Origin of the sequence: Campylobacter sp. B0100352/1, from assembly GCF_020135855.1 — a bacterium.
Taxonomy (GTDB): Bacteria; Campylobacterota; Campylobacteria; order Campylobacterales; family Campylobacteraceae; genus Campylobacter_D; species Campylobacter_D taeniopygiae.
This window is the reverse complement of sequence record NZ_JACHTP010000033.1, coordinates 1-9,111: the sequence shown is the minus strand read 5'-3', so window position 1 is coordinate 9,111 and position 9,111 is coordinate 1. Positions and strand designations below refer to the sequence as shown.

The 9,111-nt window shown below is 26.3% G+C and carries 9 protein-coding genes; 3 read left to right on the top strand and 6 right to left on the bottom strand.

What is annotated here, in order from left to right; translation table 11 throughout:
- Nucleotides 1-32: 32 nt before the first annotated feature.
- From tssG to H2279_RS07960, 6 genes are all read right to left on the bottom strand, one after another.
- Nucleotides 33-935, bottom strand: coding sequence for a type VI secretion system baseplate subunit TssG (tssG, locus tag H2279_RS07985; protein ID WP_337196202.1), 903 nt, complete (start codon nt 933-935; stop codon nt 33-35).
- On the bottom strand, nt 932-2,653 hold the full coding sequence (gene tssF, locus H2279_RS07980; protein ID WP_137624107.1) for a type VI secretion system baseplate subunit TssF: 1,722 nt from the start codon (nt 2,651-2,653) through the stop codon (nt 932-934). The genes tssG and tssF overlap by 4 nt, the downstream gene beginning before the upstream one ends.
- Complete coding sequence (tssE, locus tag H2279_RS07975; RefSeq protein WP_137624106.1) at nt 2,650-3,042, bottom strand: type VI secretion system baseplate subunit TssE; 393 nt, start codon at nt 3,040-3,042, stop codon at nt 2,650-2,652. Before tssE ends, tssF begins: the two co-directional genes overlap by 4 nt.
- Before the next feature lie 2 nt (nt 3,043-3,044).
- On the bottom strand, nt 3,045-4,499 hold the full coding sequence (tssC, locus tag H2279_RS07970; RefSeq protein WP_137624105.1) for a type VI secretion system contractile sheath large subunit: 1,455 nt from the start codon (nt 4,497-4,499) through the stop codon (nt 3,045-3,047).
- A gap of 1 nt (nt 4,500) precedes the next feature.
- Entirely contained in the window at nt 4,501-4,986 is a 486-nt protein-coding gene (gene tssB, locus H2279_RS07965) for a type VI secretion system contractile sheath small subunit (RefSeq protein WP_137624104.1), read from the bottom strand.
- 71 nt (nt 4,987-5,057) lie between these two features.
- Complete coding sequence (locus tag H2279_RS07960) at nt 5,058-6,305, bottom strand: type VI secretion system domain-containing protein (RefSeq protein ID WP_337196201.1); 1,248 nt, start codon at nt 6,303-6,305, stop codon at nt 5,058-5,060.
- A gap of 139 nt (nt 6,306-6,444) precedes the next feature.
- Between H2279_RS07960 and tssJ the strand changes: the two genes are divergently transcribed.
- From tssJ to icmH, 3 genes are read left to right on the top strand one after another with little or no spacing between them, the layout of a single operon-like run.
- Nucleotides 6,445-6,891: a type VI secretion system lipoprotein TssJ gene (tssJ, locus tag H2279_RS07955; protein WP_337196200.1), complete on the top strand. Its 447-nt coding sequence runs from the start codon at nt 6,445-6,447 to the stop codon at nt 6,889-6,891.
- A 9-nt stretch (nt 6,892-6,900) separates the two neighbouring features.
- Nucleotides 6,901-8,298, top strand: a complete 1,398-nt coding sequence (tssK, locus tag H2279_RS07950; protein ID WP_337196199.1) for a type VI secretion system baseplate subunit TssK — start codon at nt 6,901-6,903, stop codon at nt 8,296-8,298.
- Nucleotides 8,295-9,074, top strand: a complete 780-nt coding sequence (gene icmH / locus H2279_RS07945) for a type IVB secretion system protein IcmH/DotU (RefSeq protein WP_137624101.1) — start codon at nt 8,295-8,297, stop codon at nt 9,072-9,074. The genes tssK and icmH overlap by 4 nt, the downstream gene beginning before the upstream one ends.
- Nucleotides 9,075-9,111: the final 37 nt, after the last annotated feature.

Below are 9,111 nucleotides of genomic sequence, written 5' to 3'. Positions count from 1 at the left end.
GAGTATGTTTTGTGGTATAAATATTTATTTATTTATTCGTATAGTTTCATATATACTATGGTGTATTTTTTTTGTGTATTTCCTAAGATTTTCGCCCAGCCAAGTTTGGCGGTATTTTCATCCCCTAAGATAAATTTCATTTCTGAAGAATAGTTGATTTTAAGGTATAAATCAACGCAAAATTCATTATTTGTTAAAAACATTATACTATTTTTTAAATCATCATGTTTAGCTCCATTGGGCATAAATTTAACCGCTTCTTGATATGAAATATCTTTTATATAAATTGCTATTTTATTTTGATAAGAGGTAAATTTATCACCCAGTATAAAATTATTTCCCAAGGCGTGATTTTTTATACCCAGTTTATTTCTTTGAGTATCTGAGATTAAAATTTGGTGGGGCAAATTTTCAATGATCGATAATTTGTCTTTTAATTTAAAGTTAACTTGTAAAACTCTTTCTATATGTGTTTTTGGACGCCTTAAACTTAATAATAAAGGTGCAAAAGGCAAATATTTATTTGCGATATCATATTCTTTAATTCCTAATATATTAAATAAAATTTGAGAAATAGAGTCTTTAAAATTATCATTAAAAGATCTCGGATAATTTTTTAAGCCAACGACATCGAAAAATATCCAAAGTAAATAGTGATTAAAAAAATCAAAAAATAAAGTCCAACCTTGCTCTCCATCTTCATTTCTAGATAATTTATCTAACATAAATGAAGGAAGTTGTGAAGAAACTCCATGCAACCCCATAAAATTTACAAATAATTCTATAAATGATTGATCTGAAAAAATAATTTTTTCTAGATCTTTATTTGGATGTTTTAGACTTTTATTGGTTCTTAAAAATATATTTTTTTTCCCATAATCTTTTTCTAATTTTCTTATAAGTTTAAAAAAACTATATGAAGTTAGATCATTCATATTAAAGCTTTTTTTCCAAAGGAAGCAGGGTAATGTAGAATTTCTTTTGAGTCAAGACATTTTATCTTTAATTCACAAAAGGAATTAATGCTAGCAAAAGATGCTAAAAATTTGGATATAACTAATCCTAATAAATACACTTCGCCTAAAGTATAAAACTTAGAATCTTTAATGCTAAAAATAGCTACTGTTCCCTTTTTTGTAATATTTTCATCAATTAGATAAGTGCTTTTGCTTTGAATATCAACTATAGATTCTTGTAAAAGTTCATAAGATTTCCAATTTAATTGATTATCTAAAAAACTATAGCTTTCTAATACACCAAAAAAAGCTTTTCTGCTTAATATAGTTTGATAAGAAAAAGATAGCACGGAAACAAGTTTCCACAATAAATTACCATCAACGCTACATCTTCTCGCTTCGCTTGGAATTTCGATATTTTTAGTATCAACACCTTTTAAATTGCAATTATTGATATCGCCTATTTTTAATCTTGAAGGAAGATCTCCATTGGAGCATAAAAGATCAATGCTTATGGTTTCATCCATTAAATAAGAGGAGAAAAAGGAAATTTCACTAAATACTTCTCCTTTAGAATTCTTTTTAGTATTTATGCTATAAAAGTCTTTTTGATTATCTTTTAAAAATTCAAAACGTTCAAAACTTTTATAGTTTTTTAACAATCTTTTACCCCCTTCGCTATTGTGTGCTTTAACTTGCAATGTTTGTATAATCTCATAAGCTTTAGGTTGGCTTCTATCAATAAAAATTCGATAACTATCTTTTTTATGATTATTTATAAGAGGTTCTGCGCTTTTTGCAAAGATATTGATAATGGGTGTCATACCTAAAGAAAGTAATTCTTTTCTAAATATGCAATTTGTTGGAAAAGGCTTGGAGAATTTAAATTCAATATTAATTGTTCTTCCTTGACAATTATTTAAAACATCTAAGCCATTAATTCTTAGAAAATTAAATTTATGAGGCATAAAAAAATATTCCCTCAATAAAGAAAAAGCTTCAAAACCTAAATCATTATAAGATAAACTACTTTCATCTGGATTTAATCCTATTTTTTCAATATCATAAGTATTGAGAAAAAATTCTTCATCGGTGTCTAAACATTGAATTTTTAATTCTTTCAAATAAGAGTGTATATATAATAATAAAGTAGTAGACATGTAAGTATCATTACCTAAATATAAATTAATTTTTTCTAAACCTAAATCACTTATTTTTGTTTCTGCTTTATCTATTTGTAATTTTAAGTTAAAAGTATAGTCTTGGTTTTTACTTGATACAAAAACCTCATTTATGGAAATAGGATAAAGATAGACATCATAAACAGTTTTAAATTCACAAATGCATTTATCTATAGGTTTTGATTTAACAATAGTCCCTTTAGGAATAGTAAGTTTATTTTCTTTGCTATTTTGTTCAAGTTTAAATTCTTGCATACATAAAGAGGGCAGGGGATTTGTATAGTTTGGAGAAACTATATTGATTAAAGATTCTGCAATATGTGGGATATTTTCATCAAGTTCTTGATGAATTTTAGAACTTAGGATCGCTAAATTTTCAATAATTCTTTCTACATCAGGATCTTTACTATCGTAAGCTAAAAATGGAGCTAGTTTTGGATAATTTTTTACAAAATATTCTCTAGTTTCATATAGATATTCGAGTTCTTTTTGGTAATAAAAGATATTATCCTTCATTTAACCTCGCAATATCTATTATTTTTGAAGATAATCTCTATACTAAATTCTTTAAAACGATCTTCTTGAAAAAAACATTTTGTAATAAAAGAAAGCTGCCAAGGACTTAAGCTATTATCATAAGTAATAGAAACAACTCTTATTCTTTTTTCATAATTATCAATTAACTTTCTTATTTCCTTAGCCATTGATATGCATAATTCACTAGAACTAAGATTAATGTCAGTCATATTTGGCATCCCTAAATCTTTCGCGGTATAACAGTCATTAATCTTGGAGTTGAGCAAAACTTTTATATTATTCTTTACATCCTCAAAATCATTTTGATAGAAAGGAATGTGTGCGTTTTGCTCGTCTAGATCGTGAATCAGTTTATCTAACAAAGACATTATTATTCTTTATCTAGCTTCCCTACCAAAGAAAGCTCAAAATTACCACCCATATATTTAAAATGCGGTCTAACACTTAGTCCTATTTTATACCATCCTGGTTCTCCTGGTATATCATCAACTTTAACTTGTGCAGCCCTAAATGGACGACGACTTCTTACTTCAGAAGGCGGATTTTCTTGATCAGAAATATATTGTCTTATCCATTCATTAAGTCCGTTTTCGATATCACTTCTTTCTTTCCAACTTCCTATTTCTTCTCGTTGTAAAACTTTTAGATAATGTGCTAATCTTGAGATTAGAAAGATATATGGAAGTTGAGTTCCTAGTCTATAGTTTGTTTCAGCTTCTTTGCCCTCTGGTGTATTTTGAAATATTTTTGGCTTTAACGGAGAGTTTGCTGAAAAAAATGCCGCATTATTACTATCTCTTCTTAAAGTTAAAGTTATAAAGCCTGCTTCAGCAAGTTCGTATTCTCTTCTATCGGTAATTAAAACTTCTGTAGGTATTTTTGATTGCATAGTGCCAAAACTCTCATAAAGATAAGTAGGTAAGTCTTTTACAGAGCCTCCACTTTTTGGTCCTATGATATTGCCACACCATCTATATTTGGCAAAACTTTCTGTTAATCTTGTGCAAAAAGTATATGAGGAATTAGCCCATAATAAATGATTATGCGAAGCATGAACATTTTCTTTGTAATTAAAGCTTTTTATAGGATTTTCTTCTGGATCATAAGGACTTCTTGCTAAGAATCTTGTTACTAGCAAACCCGTATATTTAGAGTCTTCATTTTCCCTAAAAGTTCTCCATCTTGTATATTGCGGTCCTTCTAATAAACCTTGCAAATCTTGAATATTTGCAAGTTCAGAATAATCTTCAAGTCCAAAAAATTTTGGTCCAAAAGAAGTTAAAAAAGGAGAGTGACTCATAGCTGCAATACTAGCCATTTTATTTAAAAAAGTCATATCAGGACTTGCTGAACTAAGTTGATAATCTCCAATGATCGCCCCTACAGGCTCTCCTCCAAATTGCCCATACTCTGAAGAATATATATTTTTATAGACAACACTTTGTGTTATATCTGGATTATTTTCAAAATCCTCTAAAGCTTCTTCTTTTGTTATGTCAAATAAATTGATTTTTATATTTTCATTAAAATCAGTTCTTTCAACTAAAAATCTAAGTCCGCGCCATGTGGATTCAAGCTTTTGAAATTCTTCATTGTGTAAAATTTCATCCATTTGCATTGAAAGCAAGTCATCAATATGTGCTATCATCTCATCAAGTGCAAATTTATTAATTTTTTCTTCAGCATTATCGCTTTTAACAATCTCTGAAATAAATTCAGCAACACCTCTTTTAGCAATGCTATAACTTTCATCAGTTTTAGAATATTTGCTTTTTTCCATAATTTGTTCAATAATTGGAGTATCGACTATTTTAGTATTTGCCATTTTAATTTCCTTGCTCTTCTTGTTTAATTTCTAAAAGTAATTTCTCTTTAGTTTTTTCATTTTTCAATGCTTCTAAAACAGCTTTTCTAAAATCAGGGATATTACCCATAGGTCCCTTTAGTGCCATCAACGCTTCTCTTAACTGCAATAACTTATTTAATTCAGGTATTTGTTTAGCTAAATTATCCGGTGAAAAATCCTTCATACTGGCAATATTAAGTTTAACATCAAGCTCTTCAGCTCCTGTACCAAGGGTATTTTTTACACTAAAGCTTGTTGATATGTTGAGTTTTCTCATAACTTGATCAAAATTGATTTTGTTAATCTGCAAAATCTCTCTTTCTTCTAAAGGAGTTTCATTTTTTCCTTTTAAATTCGCCATTACCATTAATTTTAACGGTAATTCTACATCTTCGCTTTGTCCATTAGTTTTGGCTTTGTATGTAATATTAATACGTTCTTTTGGGGCATGAGATCCATCTGACATTGTTAAATCCTTAAAAGTAATATTTTTTTAGTTTGATTATTATATTAAAATTTGCTAAATTTAATCTTGTATTATTTAATTTTATTTTTTGCGTTTTCATATTCTTCAGCTAAATAGTCTTTTAATAAAGTTTTTTCCATTAATTCTACTAAATATATATATAGAATTTTTGAGTTTTTTTTCATTCCTTTTGATTCAAAAATTTTTGCCATTTCTAACAAGGAGTTAATATTATTCATAATAGAATTGTTAAAATTCTCTTTATCGATATTTATTAAGATTTGTTCAAAATCTTGCGATATTTGTTCTTTATCGGTTTTTTTAATTGAAAATAAGCTTTTTTTATGTTCTTTTGCCCTGATAAAATATTTATAAACTTCTTCTTTACAAATAAAATCACCATTTTGAAAACGTAGAAGTTCAATGGTTTCAAATTTGGAAATAAAATCACTCGTTAATATCATAAGAATATCTAGTTGTTTATTTTTTTTCTTTTTTTCTAAAAAATGACAGAAAAGTTGTATACCTTCTATCCAAAAAGGATTTAAAATAAGCTCATGCATAAAACATTTAATGTGTTCTATATCATTTTTTTTATCAGAAAGCAATATACGGATTGCATCAGCATCGGGTTTTCTTATTTTAGTGATCTTTTCACTATTGCATTCTGGTAAGCATTTGATTTTTCCCCACATCGCTTGAGAAAATAAAGCATAAACACTAAGGTTATTTTCATCTTCATCTAAGAGTTCAAAAGCAAGTTTTTGATAAAAATTTTTGTATTCTCTTTCATTGAGGGAATTAATATTATCACTTTTAATATTTACAGATACTTGAGTTACGGGTGATTTTGGAAGCTGTGTTGGAGTTTGGACAATTTCAATTTTTGCAAAATTACAAGATAATAAAGTTTCAAATTCTGAAAATAAAGCAATAAATTGCTTGGTAATTTCAGGAGATATAAGTATTTCTGTTTTATTATATTCTTGAATAAAATTTTGGATTAAATTTTGGATTTTTCGTTTTTGAGTTAATATATAATCATTATTTTCATCCATAAGTTTTTTTAAATGTTGAAAAAGAAGTAAAAGTTTCTCAAAACATTCTTGATTATTTAAATTAAAACAGGATAAAAGAAAATAATTACAGATTTTAAATTCTAAAGAATGTTGCATTAATATAAATTGAGAATATTGATAAACTTTATCCCAAGAAATATTTTCATGATTTAACGTTTTATATTTTGACATTTCATCTTCAAGCAATTGAAATTCTTGCAATTCATCTAAATTATTTTTTGATTGATCACAAAAAGACATTTTGATTCCTCTAAAAAATTTATCTCATTATAATTAAATTTTAAAAAATATTATGTTAATTTTTTAAAAATTTTACTTTTAATAATTTTAGAATTGAGTTAAAAATTATAAATTCAATTAAAGAAAGGATTTAATTTAAATGTTTTATAAAAAAAGCTTATTTCTTTTATTGCCTTTAATTTTTTGTGCTTGCTCAAGTATGGTCAGCATCAAAATCGACAATAAAGAAAATTCTAATCTCAATAAAAGAAATGATGATGTTCCTGTGACGGCTATCATATATCAGCTTAAAGATATTAAAAAATTTGAAGAAGCAAGCGATATAGATTTGGCCACTAGAGAAGACGGTGTATTGGGAAAAGATAAACTTGATTCTATTAAAACACAAATTGCACCCAAAGATAATATTATTGCAATTAAAGTAGATAGTGGAGAAGTTCCTTATGTTGGAGTTCTTGTTTTATTTGCAAATAATACAAACAAGGTGACAAAAGTATGGGCAAAAACTAAAGACGCAAATGGATTTGGAAGTGGTAAGTATTTAAAATTTGAAATATCTAAAAAGGGTATTAAAAGAATTGAGTAGGAAATATATATGGCAAATAAATTAAAAGTTGCTTGGTTTGATGGACTCAATATTGGACAAACTCATTTTGAGCAACAAGAAAGATTTTTTAATAGAAATATAGACCTTAAGACTATAAATATATATAGCAATTTATATGGCATAATTGACTTAGAATTTTCTCAAGAAATGTTATTGCAAGGAAAAATTGCACTTTCTAAAATTTCAGGTATTGCACAAGATGGAAGCATTTTTAATGCGCCCGAACAAGATTTGTTACCAGAACCTATTGAAATTAATTATGAATCTTTGATTGATTCTGTTGTAGTATTGAAAATTCCAATCGGAGTTACGGATATTGCTGATTTATCTTTAAGAAACACTTTTCCAAATTCAAAGTATATATGTCTTAGAAATAGTATTGCTTTAAGGAATTATGATGATTCAAAATCTAATGCAATGGATAAAATTGAAGATGAATATGAGCTTGAAAATTTAACCTTTACTCAAGAAAAAAAAGATTTACTCCTTGCAAGTCTAAGATTAAAGCTTGGTATTTTAGGCAATTCAACTCCAGACGAACTTGAATTGCCAATCGCAAAAATTAAAAATATTGATATTAATAAAAAAATAGAGTTGGAAAATGATTTTATACCTACTTGTTTAAATATTAGCAAAATACCTACTATAAGATCTTTTTTAGAAGAAATTATTTTTTCAATTAATCAGCACAAAAAAGTTTTATCTAATATTTTTAAAGGCATAGATCAAACAAAAAATACATTAGATTTTAGCACTTTTTTATCTCTTAATCTTTTAAAAAAATGGTATTTGATATTTTCACATCTATCAAAAAAAGATAAAATACACCCTGAATTTTTATATGAAAAATTTTTAGAATTTCAAGGAGAACTTGCGGCTTTTAGCAATGAAGAATCTTTTTTAGATTTTATTCCATATAAGCATGATAATCTTTATGGTACCTTTTTAAATATGATGAATAATTTAAGATTATTATTTTCTAAAATCACAAGTCCTAAATATTTTATAGCCAAAATCAGCATTAATGGTAATGGTTTTTATGATTTTATTTTTGATAATCCAGGTGTTTTAGAAGATGCCGAAATTTATTTCGCAATTCGTGCAGATTCAACTATAGAATATTTACTTAGTAATTTTAAAACTCAAAGTAAAATACATACTCAAAGTAAAATTAAAAATATAGTCGCAACCCAACTTGAAGGTTTGAATGTGGATCAAGTGCCTAATATTCCTTCTAGTATTCCTTATTTAAACGGTTATGTTTATTATAAAATAGATAAAAGAGACCCATTATTTAAGGATTTTAAAAATGAAAATGTTATCAGTATTTATTTAACTAATAATATCAAAAATCCTGATATCATAATGTGGGCGGTATTTCAATGAATGAAATAATTAACAATGAAGAAAAAAAGGCATTAAGCTTACTTCTTGATTCAAATTTTGATGGTTTAAAAAATAATAAAATTGTAGATTATTCCTTAGAATTGCTTTTGCTCTCTTATAGACTTTCAAAGATCACTTCTATAGATACAAATAATATTAATCAACTTAGGGAAACATTGATTAATAAAATTTTAGACATAACTTCAAAACTAAGTATGTGCAAAGAATATGATGAAAAAGAAATTATTAAATTTAAATATTGTCTTTGTGTTTTTATAGATGAAAGTTTAATGAAAAATGAACTTTTTATTGATTTTTGGGCTCACAATACTTTAACCGTTAGACTATTTGATGAAACTTTGGGCGGTAATAATTTTTATGATATCGCATCTTCGTGGATTAATAATCCTTTTAAATTTAAAGATTTTTTGGAATTTATTTATGTTTGCTTAATTCTTGGATATAAGGGAAAATACAATGAAGCCAAAGATAGAGATGAAAAAATAATTCATTTTTGTGATAATATTGCTGCATCATTAAGGCCAGTTTATAAAGTAGAAGAGGAGTTAGCTTTTAATAAAGCATATAAGATCAGTTTAAAAGAAAATTTTTGGCAGAAATTTATAAGATTATATTTTAAAAAAATTATTATTATTATACCAATGTTAATTATATTGGGAGTATTTGGTTATACAATTTTTAATTTAGAAACTAATAATCTTAAAGTGGATAATAATATATCTGTATTGATAAAAAAACTAATGCCTATAGAGTAAATAAAATTATAGTTTTTAATTATATAAGTTGTGAAAT

Coding starts and splice junctions, on each gene's coding strand:
- tssE (WP_137624106.1), bottom strand. CDS start 3,042: ATGTCTTTGTTAGATAAACTGATTCACGATCTAGACGAGCAAAACGCA.
- tssJ (WP_337196200.1), top strand. CDS start 6,445: ATGTTTTATAAAAAAAGCTTATTTCTTTTATTGCCTTTAATTTTTTGT.
- tssG (WP_337196202.1), bottom strand. CDS start 935: ATGAATGATCTAACTTCATATAGTTTTTTTAAACTTATAAGAAAATTA.
- tssK (WP_337196199.1), top strand. CDS start 6,901: ATGGCAAATAAATTAAAAGTTGCTTGGTTTGATGGACTCAATATTGGA.
- tssC (WP_137624105.1), bottom strand. CDS start 4,499: ATGGCAAATACTAAAATAGTCGATACTCCAATTATTGAACAAATTATG.
- icmH (WP_137624101.1), top strand. CDS start 8,295: ATGAATGAAATAATTAACAATGAAGAAAAAAAGGCATTAAGCTTACTT.
- tssB (WP_137624104.1), bottom strand. CDS start 4,986: ATGTCAGATGGATCTCATGCCCCAAAAGAACGTATTAATATTACATAC.
- tssF (WP_137624107.1), bottom strand. CDS start 2,653: ATGAAGGATAATATCTTTTATTACCAAAAAGAACTCGAATATCTATAT.
- H2279_RS07960 (WP_337196201.1), bottom strand. CDS start 6,305: ATGTCTTTTTGTGATCAATCAAAAAATAATTTAGATGAATTGCAAGAA.